Annotated in this window: 18 protein-coding genes and 1 tRNA gene; 11 read left to right on the top strand and 8 right to left on the bottom strand. The window is 67.7% G+C overall.

Annotated elements, in window-relative coordinates; all coding sequences use genetic code 11:
- The first annotated feature begins 1 nt into the window (after position 1).
- From rnr to WS78_RS10315, 6 genes are all read left to right on the top strand, one after another.
- Positions 2–2,437 carry a ribonuclease R gene (gene rnr / locus WS78_RS10340; protein WP_059575156.1) on the top strand — a complete coding sequence of 812 codons (2,436 nt, stop codon included), beginning with the start codon at positions 2–4 and terminating at the stop codon, positions 2,435–2,437.
- Positions 2,438–2,572: 135 nt separating this feature from the next.
- Positions 2,573–3,316, top strand: a complete 744-nt coding sequence (gene rlmB, locus WS78_RS10335; RefSeq protein WP_038743197.1) for a 23S rRNA (guanosine(2251)-2'-O)-methyltransferase RlmB — start codon at positions 2,573–2,575, stop codon at positions 3,314–3,316.
- A gap of 349 nt (positions 3,317–3,665) precedes the next feature.
- Complete coding sequence (locus tag WS78_RS10330; protein ID WP_038743195.1) at positions 3,666–4,568, top strand: N-acetylmuramoyl-L-alanine amidase; 903 nt, start codon at positions 3,666–3,668, stop codon at positions 4,566–4,568.
- 213 nt (positions 4,569–4,781) lie between these two features.
- Positions 4,782–5,477: a ribose-5-phosphate isomerase RpiA gene (gene rpiA / locus WS78_RS10325; RefSeq protein WP_059575155.1), complete on the top strand. Its 696-nt coding sequence runs from the start codon at positions 4,782–4,784 to the stop codon at positions 5,475–5,477.
- A gap of 340 nt (positions 5,478–5,817) precedes the next feature.
- Complete coding sequence (locus WS78_RS10320; RefSeq protein WP_038743194.1) at positions 5,818–6,531, top strand: FadR/GntR family transcriptional regulator; 714 nt, start codon at positions 5,818–5,820, stop codon at positions 6,529–6,531.
- A 102-nt stretch (positions 6,532–6,633) separates the two neighbouring features.
- Positions 6,634–7,617, top strand: coding sequence for a Gfo/Idh/MocA family protein (locus WS78_RS10315; RefSeq protein WP_059575112.1), 984 nt, complete (start codon positions 6,634–6,636; stop codon positions 7,615–7,617).
- Between the two features lie 67 nt (positions 7,618–7,684).
- On the opposite strand, the gene WS78_RS10310 is transcribed toward WS78_RS10315, so the two are convergent.
- The 6 genes from WS78_RS10310 to WS78_RS10285 all read right to left on the bottom strand — a co-directional run bounded on the left by WS78_RS10310 (position 7,685) and on the right by WS78_RS10285 (position 12,704).
- Positions 7,685–8,344 (bottom strand): amino acid ABC transporter permease, encoded by a 660-nt coding sequence (locus WS78_RS10310; RefSeq protein ID WP_038743190.1) that lies wholly within the window; start codon positions 8,342–8,344, stop codon positions 7,685–7,687.
- A gap of 130 nt (positions 8,345–8,474) precedes the next feature.
- Positions 8,475–9,269, bottom strand: coding sequence for a cystine ABC transporter substrate-binding protein (locus WS78_RS10305; RefSeq protein ID WP_038743188.1), 795 nt, complete (start codon positions 9,267–9,269; stop codon positions 8,475–8,477).
- Positions 9,270–9,378: 109 nt separating this feature from the next.
- A complete protein-coding gene (locus tag WS78_RS10300; RefSeq protein WP_059575111.1) occupies positions 9,379–10,416 on the bottom strand; it encodes a quinone-dependent dihydroorotate dehydrogenase in 1,038 nt (345 codons plus the stop codon).
- A 102-nt stretch (positions 10,417–10,518) separates the two neighbouring features.
- On the bottom strand, positions 10,519–11,349 hold the full coding sequence (locus tag WS78_RS10295) for an arginyltransferase (RefSeq protein WP_038743184.1): 831 nt from the start codon (positions 11,347–11,349) through the stop codon (positions 10,519–10,521).
- A 33-nt stretch (positions 11,350–11,382) separates the two neighbouring features.
- Positions 11,383–12,150 (bottom strand): leucyl/phenylalanyl-tRNA--protein transferase, encoded by a 768-nt coding sequence (gene aat, locus WS78_RS10290; protein ID WP_038743182.1) that lies wholly within the window; start codon positions 12,148–12,150, stop codon positions 11,383–11,385.
- Positions 12,151–12,158: 8 nt separating this feature from the next.
- Complete coding sequence (locus WS78_RS10285) at positions 12,159–12,704, bottom strand: NUDIX hydrolase (protein ID WP_038743180.1); 546 nt, start codon at positions 12,702–12,704, stop codon at positions 12,159–12,161.
- On the opposite strand from WS78_RS10285, the gene WS78_RS37020 reads away from it, so the two are divergent.
- The gene (locus WS78_RS37020; protein ID WP_197419480.1) at positions 12,621–12,962 is read left to right on the top strand and encodes a hypothetical protein; all 342 of its coding nucleotides are present in this window, start codon (positions 12,621–12,623) and stop codon (positions 12,960–12,962) included. The two genes, WS78_RS10285 and WS78_RS37020, sit on opposite strands and share 84 nt — an antisense overlap.
- An 85-nt stretch (positions 12,963–13,047) precedes the next feature.
- Here the strand turns inward: WS78_RS37020 and WS78_RS10275 are convergent.
- A tRNA-Met gene (locus WS78_RS10275) sits at positions 13,048–13,124 on the bottom strand.
- Positions 13,125–13,355: 231 nt separating this feature from the next.
- Here WS78_RS10275 and WS78_RS10270 point away from each other — a divergent pair.
- The 3 genes from WS78_RS10270 to WS78_RS10260 are packed head-to-tail and all read left to right on the top strand — an operon-like array spanning position 13,356 to position 15,367.
- Positions 13,356–13,853: a heme-degrading domain-containing protein gene (locus WS78_RS10270; protein ID WP_059575107.1), complete on the top strand. Its 498-nt coding sequence runs from the start codon at positions 13,356–13,358 to the stop codon at positions 13,851–13,853.
- A 10-nt stretch (positions 13,854–13,863) separates the two neighbouring features.
- A complete protein-coding gene (locus WS78_RS10265) occupies positions 13,864–14,196 on the top strand; it encodes a DMT family transporter (RefSeq protein ID WP_063889416.1) in 333 nt (110 codons plus the stop codon).
- A gap of 28 nt (positions 14,197–14,224) precedes the next feature.
- Positions 14,225–15,367, top strand: coding sequence for an enoyl-CoA hydratase/isomerase family protein (locus tag WS78_RS10260; RefSeq protein ID WP_059575105.1), 1,143 nt, complete (start codon positions 14,225–14,227; stop codon positions 15,365–15,367).
- Positions 15,368–15,829: 462 nt separating this feature from the next.
- Here the strand turns inward: WS78_RS10260 and WS78_RS10255 are convergent, their stop codons facing one another.
- Entirely contained in the window at positions 15,830–16,258 is a 429-nt protein-coding gene (locus WS78_RS10255; protein WP_059575153.1) for a hypothetical protein, read from the bottom strand.
- Between the two features lie 318 nt (positions 16,259–16,576).
- On the opposite strand from WS78_RS10255, the gene ssuD reads away from it, so the two are divergent.
- A complete protein-coding gene (gene ssuD, locus WS78_RS10250; protein WP_059575103.1) occupies positions 16,577–17,743 on the top strand; it encodes an FMNH2-dependent alkanesulfonate monooxygenase in 1,167 nt (388 codons plus the stop codon).
- Positions 17,744–17,754 lie beyond the last annotated feature (11 nt).

The raw sequence follows: 17,754 nt of genomic DNA, 5'->3' as shown, positions 1-17,754 counted from the left end.
CTTGAGCAAGTATCCGTATCCCATTCCGAGCCGCGAAGAGATTCTCGGCGTGCTGCGCACGAGCGACGCGCCGCTTGCGGCGAACGACATCGCTGAAGCGCTGTCGATCAAGCGTCAGGAGCGCGAAGGATTTTTCCGTCGCGTCGCCGCGATGGAGCGCGACGGTCAGATCCGTCTCGACAAGCGCGGACATTATCAGTTGACGCATCCGTCCAACTTCGTCGCGGGCCGCGTGCAGGGCCATCGCGACGGCTACGGCTTCGTGATCCGCGACGACGGCCAGGACGACCTGTTCCTGCCGAACGCCGAGATGCAGAAGGTCATGCACAACGACCGCGTGCTCGCGCGGATCGTCGGCTATGACCGGCGCGGGCGGCCGGAAGGGCATGTCGTCGAGGTGACCGAGCGTGCGAACAAGCGCGTGATCGGGCGTCTGCTGAACGAGAACGGCGCGCTCATCGTCGCGCCCGAGGACAAGCGGATCAGCCACGACATCCTCGTCACGCAGAACGTGAAGAAGGCGAAGGTCGGGCAGGTCGTCGTGGTCGAGCTCACCGATTTTCCGAGCCGCCATTCGCAGCCGCTCGGCCGCGTCGTCGAGGTGCTCGGCGACATCGACGATCCCGGCATGGAGATCGAGATCGCGGTGCGCAAGTACGGCGTGCCGCACGAATTCGGCGCGCACGCGCTCGGCGAAGCCGCGGCGCTGCCGGACAAGGTGCGGCCCGCGGATTTGCGCTATCGCGTCGATCTGCGCGACGTGCCGCTCGTCACGATCGACGGTGAGGACGCGCGCGACTTCGACGACGCCGTATACTGCGAGCCCGTCGCGGTCGGCCGTGGCGAAGGTTTCCGGCTCATCGTCGCGATCGCCGACGTGTCGTACTACGTGCAGCCGGGCAGCCCGCTCGACGGCGACGCGGTCGAGCGCAGCACGTCGGTCTACTTCCCGCGCCGCGTGATTCCGATGCTGCCGGAGAAGCTGTCGAACGGGCTGTGCTCGCTGAATCCGCAGGTCGACCGCTGCGTGCTCGCGTGCGACATGATCATCAACGCGCGCGGCGACATCAAGGCGTATCAGTTCTATCCGGCCGTGATCCACTCGGCCGCGCGTCTCACGTATACCGAAGTGGCCGCGGTGCTCGCGAACACGAAGGGGCCGGAGGCCGCGCGCCGCGCCGAGCTGATGCCGCACCTGCAGAACCTGTACGGCGTCTACAAGGCGCTCTTCGCCGCGCGGCAAAAGCGCGGCGCGATCGATTTCGACACGACCGAGACGTACATCGTCTGCAACGCGCAAGGCAAGATCGAGCAGATCCTGCCGCGCCAGCGCAACGACGCGCATCGCCTGATCGAGGAATGCATGCTTGCCGCGAACGTCTGCGCGGCCGATTTCCTCAAGCGCAACAAGCATCCGGGCCTCTACCGCGTGCATGCGGGCCCGACGCCCGAGAAGCTCGAGAACCTGCGCGCGTTCCTGCGCGACATGGGGCTCACGCTGGGCGGCGGCGACACGCCGCACGCGAGCGACTATGCGGCGCTGATGGCGCACATCCGCGATCGGCCCGATGCGCAGATGCTGCAGCCGATGCTGCTACGCTCGATGCAGCAGGCGGTCTACAGCCCCGACAACATCGGCCACTTCGGCCTCGCGTACGACGCGTACGCGCACTTCACGAGCCCGATCCGCCGCTATCCCGATCTGCTCACGCACCGCGCGATCTACGCGATCCTGTCCGGCAAGAAGTACACACCGAAGTCGCCCGAAGGCGTCGAGCTCAACACCGCGCTGTCGCCGCGGGCCCGCGCGATGCAGCGCGAGGACGACGAGGCGCGCGGCCGCGCGCGGTCGAACACGGCGATCTGGGAAGAGCTCGGGCTTCATTGCTCGTCGAACGAGCGGCGCGCGGACGAGGCGTCGCGCGACGTCGAAGCGTGGCTCAAGTGCTATTTCATGCGCGACAAGCTCGGCGAGGAGTACGGCGGGATGGTGAACGGCGTCACGTCGTTCGGCATCTTCGTGCAGCTCGACGCGCTCTTCATCGAAGGCCTCGTGCACGTGACCGAGCTCGGCGCCGACTACTTCCAGTACGACGAAGTGAAGAACGAGCTGCGCGGCGAGCGCACGGGCATCCGCTATCGGCTGTCCGATCGCGTGCGCGTGCAGGTGAGCCGCGTGGACCTCGACGCGCGCAAGATCGATTTCCGGCTCGTGCGCGAAACGCCCGTCAAGGCGCCGCGGCCGGCGGCTTCGGCGGCGGCTGCCGAAGCCGCCGGGCCGCGCGTGCGTTCGCTGCCGCCCGCGGAAGGGCCCGCGCGGCGCAAGAAGGCCGCGAGCGCGCCGAGCGCGGCGGTGAATGAGGCGCGGGCGGCGCGCAAGAAGGGCGCCGCGTCCAAGCCGGCCGCGAAGAAGGCGCGTTCGCGCAAGAAGTACTGATCGAGCGCGCCGCCCGCGAGAGGCGGCGCCGACTGATCGAGACGCCGCGCACCCGGAAGGGCGCGCGGCGCTTTCCATTTTCAATGCGGCCGTGCAATGCGCGGCCGCGCGTTTTGATCGAAGGTTGTTCCAGCCATGTCACGTCTGAAGGTTCTCTACGGTTTTCATGCGGTGACCGCGCGCATGCGGCACGATGCGTCGACGGTCGCGGAGGTGTTCTACGATGCGACGCGCCGCGACCGCCGGATGCAGGACTTCCTGCAGACCGCGAAGGAAGCGGGCGTGCGTCTCATCGCCGCCGACGAGACGCGGCTCTGGGGGCTCGCGCACACCGAGCGCCACCAGGGGGTCGTCGCGCGCGTCGAGGATCTGCCGCTCGCGCAGAACCTCGCCGAGCTGCTCGACGGGATCGCGGGGCCGGCGCTTCTGCTCGTGCTCGACGGCGTGACCGATCCGCACAACCTGGGCGCATGCCTGCGCGTCGCCGACGCGGCAGGCGCGCACGCGATCATCGCGCCGCGCGACCGCGCGGCCGGACTCAACGCGACCGCCGCGAAGGTCGCGAGCGGCGCGGCCGATACGGTGCCGTACATCACGGTGACGAACCTCGCGCGGGCGCTGCGCGAGCTGAAGGACGCGGGGGTGTGGGTGATCGGCACGTCGGACGATGCGACGGCGAGCCTCTACGACACGAAGCTCGACGGCCCGGTGGCGCTCGTGGTGGGCGCGGAAGGCGAGGGGATGCGGCGCTTGACGCGCGATACGTGCGACGAAGTGATGTTCATTCCGATGGCGGGGAGCGTCGAGAGCCTGAACGTGTCGGTCGCGAGCGGCGTGTGCCTGTACGAAGCCGTGCGGCAGCGAGGCGCGAAGAAATAAGCAAAGCGCGCGGCGCGTGCGCGCGCCGCCGACTATGAGCGATGCGCGCCGCTTCGTGCGCGACGCGCGACGGCGAACGCCGGCGGCATGCGAGGCGGCGCGCTCGAGCGTATCGCCGCCGCAAGCGCGAGTCCGGTCGCGGAGCGCGAGCGTCGGGCTGGGTCGATCGCGACGCCCGCACGCTTCCGTTTTCGTCGTGACGCGCAGCCGTCATATCGCCGCACCGCGCGCAGTTCCCGTAAAACAGGCGCAAAACGCGCAAGAATACGATCGACGAAGCGTCTAGAATGGGGCGCTCGTGTCGGGACGAATCGTCCCGACGACCGCAGATTCATCGAGCGCCGTCATCATGAAAATCCCTTTGCGCCATGCGCTTCTCGCGAGCCTCAGCCTGCTCGCCGCCTGTACGGCGCCCACGCTCGTCAATCACGGCGACTACTACGCCGACACGAGCCTGCCCGCGCGCAGCGTCGATTCGCGCATTCGCTTCCTCGTCATGCACTACACCGAGATCGGCGAAGCGCAGTCACTGCGCGTGCTCACGCAGGAAAACGTGAGCTCGCATTACGTCGTGTCCGACGCGCCGCGCACCGAGCGCGGCTTGCCCGTCGTCTATCAGCTCGTGCCGGAAAGCGAGCGCGCGTGGCACGCGGGCGTGAGCTCGTGGCAGGGCGCGACCGAGCTGAACGGCGTGTCGATCGGCATCGAGAACGTCAATCGCGGCCCGATCGATACGCCGCACGGCCGCATGTGGGCGCCGTATCCGCCCGCGCAGGTCGACGCGATCGTTCGGCTTGCGAAGGATATCGTCACCCGTTACCAGATTCCGCCGACGCGCGTCGTCGGCCACAGCGACATCGCGCCGCAGCGCAAGATCGATCCCGGCCCGCTGTTCCCGTGGCGCGCGCTTGCGAAAGCGGGCGTCGGTGCGTGGCCCGACGACGCGACCGTCGCCGCGCGCCTCGCGGGCCGGCCGCCGAAGTCGCTCGTCGACGTGCGCGAACTGCAACTGAAGCTCGCGCGCTACGGCTATGACGTCGCGACGGACGGCGTGCTCGACGATCGCGCGCGGCGCGTGATCGCCGCGTTCCAGATGCATTTCCGGCCAACCGACTACGCGGGCAATCCCGATGCGGAAACCGACGCGATCGCGCAGGCGCTGCTCGACAAGTACATGTCGTCGCAGCCGGCGCCCGAGCGCGACGTGGCGACGGACGGCGCAAGCGCGGCGAGCGGGGTGGCGGCGCAGTGAACGCGTTCGACGGGCGGCCACGCGAGCGCGCCGCCCGATTCGACGCGGCCGCGTGGGCGAGCGTCAACGCGGCCGAGCGATTGTCAATCTGAGAAACGGCGGGCGTCGGCGCCGCGCGTGGCTTCGCCGTCGCGATCGCATCGAAAAAAGCCGTCGAGCGGAGCGTCTCCGGTAAACTTGCGTTTTTCGCACTTCGATTGCTCGACGCTTCTCATGACACAAGACGAACTCAAACGCCTCGTCGGCGAGGCCGCCGCCCAATACGTGACCGACAACGTGCCGCAAGGCGCGGTGATCGGCGTCGGCACGGGCTCGACCGCCAACTGCTTCATCGACGCGCTCGCGGCCGTCAAGGATTGCTATCGCGGCGCGGTGTCGAGCTCGGTCGCGACGACGGAGCGCCTGAAGTCGCATGGCATCAAGGTGTTCGATCTGAACGAGATCGAGTCGCTGCAGGTGTATGTCGACGGCGCGGACGAGATCGATGGGAGCGGCGCGATGATCAAGGGCGGCGGCGGCGCGCTCACGCGCGAGAAGATCGTTGCTTCGGTCGCCGAAACGTTCGTCTGCATCGCCGATGCGAGCAAGCGCGTCGCGATGCTCGGTCAGTTTCCGCTGCCCGTCGAGGTCGTGCCGATGGCGCGCACCGCGATCGGCCGCCGGCTCGCCGCGCTCGGCGGCGTGCCCGTGCTGCGCGTGAAGCAGGACGGCGCGCCGTACCTCACCGACAACGGCAACGAGATTCTCGACGTGAAGGGCCTGCGAATCGACGATCCGCGCGCGCTCGAAGCGACGATCAACGGCTGGCCCGGCGTCGTGACGGTCGGCCTGTTCGCCGAACGCGGCGCGGATCTGTGCCTGCTCGGCACCGCGCAAGGCGTCGAAACGCTCCGCTACGTGCGGCGTTAATTCAATCATTTGAAAATGAATTTGCTGTGCGAAAGCAATAAAGTCGGTTAAATCCAATCTCAATAAATTCAGATTGCCGACGCTTTCGGCAGGCCTTCGATCCGAGGTCCAGCGAGCTTGCAACAAGCTTGCTGGACCTATTTTTTTAGGGCTGTTTTTTTTCTGGATATAGTAAGAGGGATTACCCTGTCAGGTGTTTACCAGATAGCGGAATTGCGACGAACTCAGCAACGTATCGTTCATAAGAACAAAGGCTGATAGTCATGTCATTTCGATACAGAGGGCCGGCGAGACTGCGAGGGCATTGTGCCAACACAGGTGATGTTCGGGGAGAGGTCTCATGGAGCAGGGAAAGGACCGGTCACTGGTCAGTAAAGTGATGGATGGGCTTGTCACGGGAATCGTCGAGGACAAGTATGGGGGCGTGTTGCCGCCGCAGGACGTGTTGTCGAAGGAGTTCGACGTCAGTCGCACCGTGATGCGCGAAGCGCTCTCGATGTTGCTGGCGCGCGACATGCTGGACGTGCGCCCGAAGGTCGGCACGCGCGTTCGGCCGATGAGCCATTGGAGGATGATCGACGAAGATGTCGTGAACTGGCGTTTCCGGGCGAAGCCCGATCGGCAGTTCCTGCGCGACGTGATCGAGTTCCGGACGCTGATCGAGCCGCGCGCGACCGCTCAGGCGGCAAGCCGCGCGACGGCGGCCGAAATCGCAGGCATTCGGGAGGCATTCGAGCTGTTCAAATTGGCCGAGCCGGGGACGCCGGCATACGACGAGGCGGATGAGCTGCTGCATACGCGCATCGTGCATGCGAGCGGCAATCAGTTCTTCCAACAAATGGCGGCGATCATTCGCGGCGCGCTGCGCGTCGTGAACCCGCGAATGAGCCAGCGCGACGATATTCGCGCGCTCGCGCTCAAGTCGCACGGGCGGGTCGTCGAGGCGATCGAGCGGCGCGATGCGCGCGAGGCGGAAGCGGCCGCGCTCGAGCTGATCGACTACACGGCGGAGGAGATGCGCGACTTCGCGGTCGAGATGCCCGAGCGCAACTGAGCGCCGCGCCGTGTCGCACGCCGGAGGCCGGCCGTTTATCATGACGGCCGGCCGGGCTGCGAGTCCGACGCCGGATATCCTCAGCGACACGGAATTGATTCGATGACCGATTACCAACCGACGCCGATTCGTTTCGGCATCGTCGGCGCGGGCAGCATCGCGCGCCGGTTCGCACAGAGCATCGCGCACGTGCGCGATGCCGTGCTCTCGCACGTGTGGGCGCGCCGCGCCGACGCGGCCGCCGCGTTCTGCGACGCGCGCGGCGGCGCGCCGTGCGCGAGCGTCGACGCGCTCTTCGCATCCGAGATCGACGCCGTCTACATCGCGACGCTGAACGACAGCCACGCGCATTACGCGCGCGCGGCGCTCGCGGCCGGCAAGGCAGTGCTCTGCGAAAAGCCCGCGACCGTCAACGCGCGCGAGCTCGATGCGGTGCTCTGCGACGCGCGCGCCGCGAAGCGCCTGTTCATGGAGGCGATGAAGCCGCCGTTCTATCCGCTGTACCGAAAGCTGCGCGCGCATCTCGAGCGCGATCCGATCGGCGACGTCGCGCTCGTGCGTGCGGGCTGCGCGTCATCGACGGTGCCGGCCGATCATCCCGTCTACCGTTTCGAGCAGGCGGGCGGCGCGCTGCTCGACATCGGCGTCTACGAAATGTTTCTCGCTGTCGACTGGCTGGGCGCGCCGCTCGACGTGCAGGCATTCGGTCGCGTCGGCGCGACGGGCGTCGACGTGTTCGCGAGCGTCAACGCGCGGCACGAGCGTGGCGTGTCGCAGCTTTTCTGCGGGCTCGACGTGATGGGGCGCGGCGACGCGCTCCTCGCGGCCGCGGGCGGCTACGTGACGATTCACGAAAACTGGTGGAACCCCGCGCGGGCGACGATCCGCTATGCGGACGGCCGCGTCGTCGAGCTCGACGAGCCGTTCGACGGCGGCGGCCTCAATTACGAGATCGCGCACTTCTGCGAGCTGCTGCGCGCGGGGGAGCTCGAAAGCCCGGTGATGACGCACGATCATTCGCGGCGGATGATCGCGATGACGGATGCGGCGCGCGCGGCGCTCGGCGTACGCTATCCGATGGATTGACGGGCGACGTGGGCGCTGGACCTGCGCGCCGCCGCGCTTGTGGCGCGCGGCGGCGTCGCACGCGCGATCAATGCCGGCTCGGCAAAGCGAGCCGGCGTTCGTACCAGCGCTGCACCCATTCGAGAATCTGGCACAGCACCCAGTAGACGCCGGCCGCCGCGAGATAGAGCGGCAGCGGCTGATAGGTCGACGCGATGATTTCCTGCGCGCTGCGCAGCAGCTCGGTGACGGTGATCACCGACACGAGCGACGTGTCCTTGATCAGGCTGATGAGGCTGTTCGACAGGCTCGGCACCGCGATGCGCAGCGCCTGCGGGCCGATCACGTAGCGCAGCGTCTGCCGCCACGACAGCCCGAGGCTGTAGGCGGCGAGCCATTGCCCCTTGTCGATCCCGTTGATCGCGCCGCGCATGCTTTCGGACATGTAAGCGGCGACGTTCGCGGACAGCGCGATTACGCCGGCGGGCGTCGGATCGAGCGAGATGCCGAGGCTCGGCAGTCCGTAGTAGACGACGAAGATCTGTACGAGGAGCGGCGTGCCGCGCATCACGCTCACGTACGCGCGCGCGACGCCGGCCAGCACCGCGCTGCGGCCGATGCCCATTAGCGCGAGCGCGACGGCGCCGACGAGGCCGAGCACCATCGACAGCACGGCGAACTTGACGGTCAAAAGCGCGCCCTGGAGGAGGACCGGGAGCGATTGGGCGAGGAGGGAAGTGATCGGCATGTGAAGCGGTGACGAGGCTTACGCGAAAGCGCAATCATAAACCGGACGCGCAATGCAAAGGGCGGCACCGTTGCGGATGCCGCCCTCGTTTGCCGCCGGACGCGGGCGGCGCGACGACGAGCTTACGCGCTCACTTGACGGGCTTCGTCACGTCGATGCCGAACCACTTGTCCGAGATCTTCGTGAACGTGCCGTCGGATTCGAGTTGCGCCATTGCGTCCGCAATCGCCTTCGCGAACTTCGGGTTGCCCTTCTTGTACGGGATGCCGGACGGATTCGCCGAGCCGACGTTCGCGCCCGGGCGCAGCGGCAGCTGCGAGTTCTTCGTCAGGTACGCGAGCATCAGGCGGTCGTTGAGCGCCGCGTCGAGGCGGCCGGCCGCGAGATCGCGCAGATACTCGGGCGCGCCCGGATACGTCTTCACGTCGATGCCCGGCACCGACTTCGCCATGTCCATGTAATTCGTGCCGAGCGCGACGCCGAGCTTCTTGCCCTTCAGCTCTTCGAGCGACTTGAACTGGCGCGCGTCGTCCTTGCGCTGGATCAGTTGCGCGGACGAGTAGGTGTACGCCGGCGAGAAGTCGAGCGTTTCGCGGCGCTTGTCGGTGATGCCGACCTGGTTGACGATCACGTCGAACTTGCCCGCCTGCAGGCCCGCGATGATGCCGCTCCATTCGGTCGTGACGAATTCGGGCTTCACGCCGAGCTTCGCGGCGATCGCCTTGGCGATGTCCACGTCGAAGCCGACGAGCTCGCCTTGCGGGTTCTTCGAGTTGAACGGCGGGAACGTGCCTTCGAGGCCGATCCGCAGCGTGCCGCGTTGCTTGACTTCGTCGAGCAGATCCGCCGCGTGCGCGGTGGCGGCGACGAACGACGCGCCGATCAGGCCGGCGACCAGAAGCTTCTTCAGCGACGCAATTTTCATTGTGTTGTTTCCTTGCCTGGGAGGGGGTCTTCGATGAGGCCCTGATATCGATCGCGCAATGGTAGCGAAATAACAATCGATATCTAAATATCGTTTGTTTATTTCTATATCACCGCGCTTGCTCGCGAGCGATCGCCTTCACGCATTCGGCGACGAGCGCCGGGCCGCGATAGATGAAGCCCGTGTACACCTGCACGAGCGACGCGCCCGCCGCGAGTTTCGCACGCGCGTCCTCGCCGGAGAAGATGCCGCCCACGCCGATGATGGGCACGGCGTCGCCGAGCTCCGCGTGCAGCTTGCGGATCACCGCGTTCGACGCGTCGAACACCGGCCGCCCGGACAGCCCGCCCGCTTCGTCGGCGTGCGGCAGGCCCTTCACGGCGTCGCGCGACAGCGTCGTGTTGGTCGCGATCACGCCTTCGATCTGGTGGCGCAAGAGCGTCGCGGCGATCTCCTTCACCTGCTCGTCGTCGAGGTCCGGCGCGATCTTCAGCGCGAGCGGCACGAGCTTGCCGTGCAGGTCGGCGAGACGCCGCTGCTTGTCCTTCAGCGCGGCGAGCAGCGCGTCGAGCTCGCCCGCGCCCTGCAACTGGCGCAGGTTCTTCGTATTCGGCGACGAGATGTTGATCGTCACGTAGCTCGCGAACGGATAGACGCGCTCGAGGCAGTACAGGTAATCGTCGGCCGCGCGCTCGATCGGCGTGTCGGCGTTCTTGCCGATGTTCAGCCCGAGCACGCCGCGATAGCGCGCCGCCTGCACGTTCTTCACGAACTGGTCGACGCCGCTGTTGTTGAAGCCCATCCGGTTGATGATCGCTTGCGCCTCGGGCAGCCGGAACATCCGCGGGCGCGGATTGCCGGGCTGCGCGCGCGGCGTGACCGTGCCGACCTCGATGAAGCCGAAGCCGAGCGCGGCGAAGCCGTCGATCGCCGCGCCGTCCTTGTCGAGGCCGGCCGCGAGTCCGACCGGATTGCGGAACTCGAGCCCCATCACGATGCGCGGCGCGTCGGGCACGTGCGAGGAGAGCGCGCACGCGAGGCCGGTGCGGCCCGCGGCGCCGAGCATGCGCAGGGTCAGATGATGGGCGTCCTCGGCGTCCATCTTGAAGAGAGACGCGCGGGCAAGCGGATAGAGGGAGCTGAACACGGAAGAGGCGGCGGCAGCCGAAAAATTGACAACCCGCTATTTTAGCCGAGAAGCGCCGACGCGCCTTCGCCGGGCGGGCGGCGGCGCACGTGCGCCACGCCGTCAGCGCGTGCCCGAATGGCCGCCCGGCAGCGGCGCGCGCGCGAACGCGGCATCGACGGGCGGCAGGTCGACGAGCGTCGGATCGAGCACTTTCCAGCGGCCGTCGACGAGCCCTTCGAGCGGATGGAAGTTCGCCTTGTACGCCATCTTCGGGCTCTCGCGAATCCAGTAGCCGAGATAGACGTACGGCAGGCGCAGGCTCTTCGCCTGCTCGATCTGCCAGAGGATGTTGTAGGTGCCGTAGCTCGCGTGCGGCTCGTCGGGATCGAAGAACGTGTAGACGGACGACAGGCCGTCGCCGAGGATGTCGATCATGCTGACCATGCGCAGCGCGCTCGCTCCGTCCTGCGCCGGATCGAGATCGCGGAACTCGACGAGCCGCGAGTTGATCCGGCTCTGCAGCAGAAATTGCTCGTATTGATCGCGGCTGTCGCGATCCATGCCGCCGCCCGCGTGGCGCGCCGACTGATAGCGCATGTAGAGCGCGTAATGCTCTTCGTCGTAATGGAGCGGCGACACCGTCGCGACGAGCGCGCGATGACGCTTCCATGCGCGCCGCTGCGTGCGGCTCGCCTTGAACGCGTCGACGGGCACGCGCACCGGCACGCACGCACGGCAGCCGTCGCAGTAGGGGCGGTACGTGAACACGCCGGAGCGGCGAAAGCCTGCCTTGACGAGCTCGGTGTAGATGTCCGAATTGATCAGATGACTGGGCGTCGCGACTTGCGAGCGCGCGATGCGCCCGTCCAGATAACTGCACGGGTAGGGGGCCGTCGCATAGAATTGCAACGCCGAAAGCGGTGAAAGCGGCAGCTCAGTGGGATGAGTCATGGGCAGCTCTCGATGTATTGATGTTTTGCCGCGCTAACGATCGAACGCATCCGCTGCCGTCGCCGAAGCGGCATGGCCGAGCAGCCCGGCGACGACGGTCTTGTCGAACCGCCATGGTATCGGCGCTTCGCCGACGGCGCGGCGCACGTGGGCGACGAACGCCTTGCGCGCGATTTCCCGGCCGCCGAGCGACGCCAGATGCGACGTGTTCTGCTGGCAGTCTATCATTTCTACCCTGTGCTCGCGCAGGTGCGCGACGAGCGCCGCGAGCGCGATTTTCGACGCGTCGCTCACGTCCGCGTACATCGATTCGCCGAAGAACATCCGGCCGAACGACACGCCGTAAAGGCCGCCCACGCGGCGGCCGTCGAGCCAGGTTTCGATGCTGTGCGCGTCGCCCGCGCGGTGCAGCGACGAATACGCGTCGACGATCTCCGCGGTGATCCACGTACCGCGCTGTCCGGGCCGAGGCGCCTGCGCGCACGCGCGCATCACGCCGGCGAAGTCGCTGTCGACGCGAATCTCCCAGCGCGGCTCGCGCAGCACGCGCTTGAGCGTCTTTCTGAACGTCGCGGAAATCTTGAATTCGGTGGGCGCGAGGATCATCCGCGGATCGGGGCTCCACCAGAGCACCGGCTGGCCGTCCGAATACCACGGGAAGATGCCGCGCCGGTACGCGTCGATGAGGCGCGACGGCAGCAGGTCGGCGCTCGCGGCGAGGAGGCCGGGCGCGCCGCTCGCCGCGCCGAGCGCGCGCTCGACGCTCGGAAACGGATCGTCGGGGCCGAGCCAGGGAACCATGCGCGCGCCTAGCCGTTGCGCAGCGAGCGGAAGATGTCGCCCGTGTGGACGCCGTAGTCGCCCGCCTCGCGGTCGGCGAAGAAGAACCGCAGCGTCTGGCTGACGGTCGGGAACGCGATGTCGTCCCACGGAATGTCCGCTTCGTCGAAGAGCCGCACTTCGAGGCTTTCCTCGCCCGCCTCGAAAGACGGATCGACGAGGCGCGCCAGATAGAAGAGATGCACCTGATGGACGTGCGGCACGTTCAGCAGCGTGAAGAGATTCTGCACCTCGACGCGCGCGCCCGCTTCCTCGAGCGTTTCGCGCGCCGCGGCCTCGGCCGTCGTCTCGCCCATCTCCATGAAGCCCGCGGGCAGCGTCCAGAAGCCGTAGCGCGGCTCGATCGCGCGCCGGCACAGCAGCACCTGCTCGCCCCACACGGGAATCGTGCCCACGACGTTGCGCGGGTTCTGATAGTGGATCGTGCCGCAATGGTCGCAGACAAAGCGCTCGCGATTGTCTCCCGGCGGGATGCGCGCAATGACTTCGTGACCGCAAACGGAACAGAATTTCATAGGAAGGGGATGGGAAATGGTGATGCGAGTGTATCACCGGGCGGGGGCATTCTCGAACGCTCGCCGTGGAGCGCCGTGCTGAACGGCGCGTGCGCGGCGTCGCGTTCGCGACAGGCTTTTCGCGCGATCGTGGTTGCCCGCGCTCGCGCGTTGCGCTTTCGTTCGGCGCGTGTCGCGCCGGCTGCGCGCGATGGCGTTCGGATGCAGATCGGCGACGCAATCGAGCAGGCGCCCGAAAAGCAAAAAGCCCACCGTTGAGGGCGGGCTTTCTGATCGGTTTCGACGTGGATTCGTCCGTTTTCGCATGATCGCGCACTCGGCGCCGCTTGCGAAAAACCTGGCTTGGTTGCGGGGGTAGGATTTGAACCTACGACCTTCGGGTTATGAGCCCGACGAGCTGCCAGACTGCTCCACCCCGCGTCCGTCGAAAGATGAAATTATAAGGAGATACCCGGAGAAATGCAACACCTTCCTGACGATTTCCGTTCGCCGCCGCGCCCGAACGGCTCGGAAGCGGCGCTGCGCTAGAATCGGAGCGTTTCACCGGACTGTTTCGCCGGCCGCACCGCACGGGCCGCGCAGCGCGCCGGCCGCCCGAGGCGGCGCGGCATTTCCTTCTTGCATTTTCTCTATCGTTCGCACACACGCGTCATGGACATCGCTCTCGATCTGCAGTCGATCGCCGTACAGGAAAAGACCCTCGTGTTCCCGCAGTTCGACGCCGCGCGCGCATGGGCGCTCGGCTCGCAGCTGCGCGAGCTCGCGCTCGCGCGCGGCCATGCCGTCGCGATCGACGTGCGCACGTTCGGGCAGCCGCTCTTCTTCGCGTTGCTCGACGGCGCGACGCCTGACAACGTCGATTGGGCGCGCCGCAAAGGCAATGTCGTCGCGCATTTCCGGCGCAGCTCGTATGCGGTCGGCCTGTGGATGCAGCAGGCCGGTGCGACGCTCGCCGACAAGCACGGGCTGTCCGCGTCCGAATACGCGTCGCACGGCGGCGCGTTTCCGCTCGCGGTGGCCGGGGCGGGCGTGATCGGCTCGGTGACGGTGTCGGGGCTGCCGCAGCGGGGCGATCACGAGCTCGTCGTCGAAGCGCTGTGCGCGCAGCTCGGCCACGCGTACGAAACGCTGGCGCTCGTGAGGAGCTGACGCGATGCAACTGCCCAGCTATGCATGGCTCGCGATCGCGATCGTCGCCGAGGTGATCGGCACGTCGGCGCTGCGCGCGGCCGAAGGTTTCACGCGGCTCTGGCCGACGCTCATCGTCGCCGCGGGTTACGGCACCGCGTTCTATTGCCTGTCGCTGACGCTCAAGAGCATGCCGGTGGGCGTCGTGTATGCGATCTGGTCGGGTGCGGGCATCGTGCTCATCACGCTCGTCGCCGTCGTGCTGTATCGGCAGGTGCCGGACTGGCCGGCGGTGGTCGGGCTCGCGCTCATCGTCTCGGGCGTGGTGGTGCTCAATCTCTTTTCGAAAATGCAGGCGCATTGACGGCCGCGCCCGCCCACTTCCCATCGTCATGAACGCTTCCCTTACCGATTCGCCCGAGGCTGACGTCCGCGCGCACGTCGCGAACCGCATCGGCTTTCTCGAACTGAACCGTCCGCAAGCGCTCAATGCGCTGTCGACCGGCATGATCCGCGCGCTGCACCGCGCGCTCGACGCGTGGCGCGACGATCCCGGCGTGCTCGCGGTCGTGATCCACAGCCCGCATCCGCGCGCGTTCTGCGCGGGCGGCGACGTGCGCTTCTTCCACGATGCGCACCGGCGCGGCGATCAGGCGTCGATCGACACGTTCTTCATCGAAGAGTATTCGCTGAACCACGCGATCTTCGCCTATCCGAAGCCGTACATCGCGCTGATGCACGGCGTCGTGATGGGCGGCGGGATGGGCATCTCGCAGGCGGCGAAGCACACCGGCGGGCTGCGCGTCGTCACGGACTCGACGAAGATGGCGATGCCGGAGACGCGCATCGGGCTCTTTCCCGACGTCGGCATGAGCTGGTTTCTCGCGCGCACGCCGGGCGCGCTCGGCCGCTATCTCGCCGTCACGGGCGCGACGCTCGACGCGGCGAGCGCGCTGTATGCGCAGCTTGCCGACGCGTATCTGCCGGATGCGGCGCTGCCGGCGCTCATCGACGCGCTGCGCACCGAGCGCTTCGACGACGGCGCGGCGGTGACGGCGCGCGTCGCGGCCGAAGCGGCGCGGCACGCGCCGGCGCCCGCGCCCGACGCGTCGACGCTCGCGGCCGCGCGCGCGTCGATCGACAGGCATTTCGCGCGGGCCGACGTCGCCGCGATCGCCGCGTCCCTCGACGCCGAGCGCGACGCTTCGGTGCGCAGCGCGTGGCTCGACAAGGCGCGCGATGCGATGCGCGGCGGCGCGCTGTCGCCGCTGTCGATGGCGGTGTCGCTCGAAGTCGTCGAGCGCGCGCGCGGCGCGACGATGGCGGATTGCCTGCGGCGCGATCTCGACCTGACGCGTTCGACGTTCGCGCGCGGCGACGTGATCGAAGGCGTGCGCGCGGTGATCGTCGACAAGGATCACGCGCCGAAGTGGCGTTATCCGACGATCTCGGACGTGACGGCGGAGGTGGTCGCGAGGATGTTCGAGAGCCCGTGGCGCGCGGACGAGCATCCGCTCAGAGGTTTGCGCGACTGACGGCGGGGCGTTGCGCGGGTTGCGTGGTGCGCGGCGACGCATGCGAAGGCGAGGAAGCGAGGAGGCCGTCGGCCTCGACCGCCGACGAGCACGCTCCGCGGTTTCCGCGCGCTTCCGGGCGCGCCATGCGCGGGGCCGCGCGCGCATAGCGCGGCGCGCCCGATGCTGCACGACGCGGCGCGGGTCATTCGATCGGCGCTCGACGAGCGCGTCACGATCGATCCGAACGATCGCCTCGTCGAAGACAATTCAACCGATTCGCCGAAGGCTCCCCGGCCGACGCGCCGAGAATTTTTTCGACCGGCGCGACGCGGAAACGTCGATCCGTCGGCGACCGCGGCCATCCGCCATCCATTCAGGTATCGGCGCGATCGTCCGTCGAACGATGGACGATCTTCGCGTCGCGCGCGGTCAGCGCGGCGCGCGACGGCGGTGGTGAACGCCGCGCCCGATCGGCGGCGCTCACGCGTCGTCGCCGTTGTCCGACATGAACGCTCGCATGAACACGAGCGCGCCCCAGCCCCAGACGGCGTTCGCGACGAAGCCGACGACGAGGGGCGGCAGCATGTTGCCGGCCGGCCAGAAGCCGCGCAGCGGATCGATCGCGAACACGCGCGCGGCGGTGAGCACGATGCCGCCGAACATGAGCGACGGCACCCATGGCGCCGCGCGCTCGGGCGACACGCGCAGCAGCCACGCCATCAGGATCGCCCAGCACGCGCTCATGATCGCGTTCGCGACGAATTCAGGAATGCCGAGCGGGACGAATGGCACGGTCGAGAAGCCGGTCGCGTCGATGAGGCCGGCCGTATGCAATAGCGCGAGCGTCGCTTCACGGAAGAAGAGCGCGGCGAGAAAGCCGGACAGAAACGGCAGGATCACTTTCTGCATCGAGAGCGTCACGTAAAGGCGCGGCGCCGTGCGGCGCGCGCCGGGTTGTTAGGGACTTGGGCAACATTATAGGGGCCCGTGCGCCCATATTCGCTGCAGCAGCACGCTATGCACGAAAGCGGAAAACCTAAGCTCAAAAAAATCGTTCCTATACGAAACCGCGCTCCCTAGACTGGTTCCCCAGAGACGGCCGGGCCGCCCATCGCGCGAAAGCGCACGCAAGCCGAGCGGTTCGCCGCGGCATGCGTTCCCCAACTCATCCGCGAGTGCCGCGCCGCCGCCCACTTCTTCGCACGATCAGTCAGGCAGGAGCATCGCATGAATGTGTTTTGGTTCATCCCCACGCACGGCGACAGCCGCTATCTCGGCACGGCCGAGGGCGCACGCGCCGCGGATTACGATTACTTCCGGCAGGTCGCCGTCGCGGCCGACACGCTCGGCTATGACGGCGTGCTGCTGCCGACGGGCCGCTCGTGCGAGGATGCGTGGGTCGTCGCGTCGAGCCTCATTCCGGCGACGAAGCGCCTGAAATTCCTGGTCGCGATCCGGCCGGGGTTGTCGTCGCCCGGGCTGTCCGCGCGGATGGCGTCGACGTTCGACCGGCTCTCCGACGGGCGCCTGCTGATCAACGTCGTGACGGGCGGCGATTCGGCCGAGCTCGAAGGTGACGGCCTCTTCGCCGATCACGACACGCGCTACGCGATCACCGACGATTTCCTGCACATCTGGCGCAAGCTGCTCGCCGAATCGCACGGGAACGGCAGCGTCGATTTCGACGGCGAGCACCTGCAGGCGAAGGGCGGCAAGCTGCTGTATCCGCCCGTTCAGCATCCTCATCCGCCGCTGTGGTTCGGCGGCTCGTCGCCCGCCGCGCACGCGATCGCGGCCGACCACATCGATACCTATCTGACCTGGGGCGAGCCGCCCGCCGCGGTCGAGAAGAAGATCGCCGACATTCGCGCGCGTGCGGCCGAGCGCGGCCGCCAGATCAAGTTCGGAATCCGCCTGCACGTGATCGTGCGCGAGACCGAAGAGGAAGCGTGGCGCGACGCCGATCGCCTCATCAGCCGGCTCGACGACGACACGATCGTGCGCGCGCAGCAGGCGTTCTCGAAGATGGATTCCGAAGGTCAGCGCCGGATGGCCGCGCTGCACGGCGGCAAACGCGGTTCGCGCCAGGAGCTCGAGGTCTATCCGAATCTGTGGGCGGGCGTCGGGCTCGTGCGCGGCGGCGCGGGGACGGCGCTCGTCGGGAATCCCGAGCAAGTCGCCGCGCGGATGCGCGAATACGCGGCGCTCGGCATCGAGACGTTCATCCTGTCCGGCTATCCGCATCTCGAGGAATCGTACCGCTTCGCCGAGCTCGTGTTCCCGCTTGTCAAGGGCGGCGGCGCGCGTCGCACGGGGCCGCTGTCGGGGCCGCTGTCGGGGCCGTTCGGCGAAGTCGTCGGCAATCAGTATCTGCCGAAGGCGAGCCAGAGCTGAGCGGGGAGGGC

This window comes from Burkholderia savannae (assembly GCF_001524445.2).
Lineage (GTDB): Bacteria > Pseudomonadota > Gammaproteobacteria > Burkholderiales > Burkholderiaceae > Burkholderia > Burkholderia savannae.
This window is presented reverse-complemented; position numbering and strand designations above follow the sequence as displayed.